The sequence below is a fragment of the Alteromonas lipotrueiana genome (assembly GCF_019249245.1).
Lineage (GTDB): Bacteria > Pseudomonadota > Gammaproteobacteria > Enterobacterales > Alteromonadaceae > Alteromonas > Alteromonas lipotrueiana.
In genome coordinates this window covers 1-842 of record NZ_JAESDK010000042.1, presented here as the reverse complement: position 1 = coordinate 842, position 842 = coordinate 1, and the positions used below count along the sequence as shown (strand labels likewise).

Genomic DNA, 842 nt, shown 5'->3' with positions numbered 1-842 from the left:
TAAATCAATTTGGAGGCTAGCATGAACAAACATAGCATGATTTTTATCGGATTGGATACGCATAAAGAGTTTCACGAGGTTGCCTATTGTGAAGAGCAGCGTGGAGCAACACCAATTCACTATGGGCGTATTCCCTCGTCTAAGGTGAGTGTCAAAAAGCTGCTCCGTCAGTTTGAATCCAAATATCCAGGCGCAACGCTTCATGTTGTTTATGAAGCCGGCCCGTGTGGTTACTGGATTTATCGGCTGATAACGAGCTTGGGACATTGTTGCTATGTCGTAGCACCGTCTCTTATTCCGAAAAAGCCAGGGGAGCGAATTAAAACCGACCGTCGAGATGCGCTTAAGCTTGTTAGGTCACTAAAGTCTGAAGACCTTACACCTATCTATGTGCCCGAGCCAGAGGATGAGGCTGTGCGGGATTTATCCCGAGCCCGAGAGGCCGCGATGAAAGATTTAAAAGAAGGTAAATACCAGCTTAAAGCTTTACTTCTGCGTAATAACATTCGCTATGAAGGTACTGCCAACTGGTCGAAAAAGCACCTTCGCTGGCTCACTGAATTGATATTGCCTCACCCGGCCCAGCAAATAGTCTTGCAGGAACAATTGCAAACCATAGAAGAGCGCATCCGTCGGTTAGAAAGGCTAGATAATGAATTGACCCATCACGTTCATCAGTGGCGTTATTATCCTGTGGTGAATGCTATTCAGGCTATGAGAGGTGTTCGACTGCTAGTTGCGGTTGGTGTGGTAGCAGAACTTGGCGATTTACACCGCTTCGACCATCCAAGAAAACTTATGGCGTATTTAGGTTTGGTTCCCAGCGAACACTCCTCCGGTGG

1 protein-coding gene is annotated in these 842 nt (G+C 46.9%); it reads left to right on the top strand.

Going from position 1 to position 842, the window contains the following annotated elements:
- Positions 1-21 precede the first annotated feature (21 nt).
- Positions 22-842 (top strand): IS110 family RNA-guided transposase (locus JK130_RS16540; RefSeq protein ID WP_218355432.1); only part of this gene is annotated, 821 nt, incomplete at its 3' end.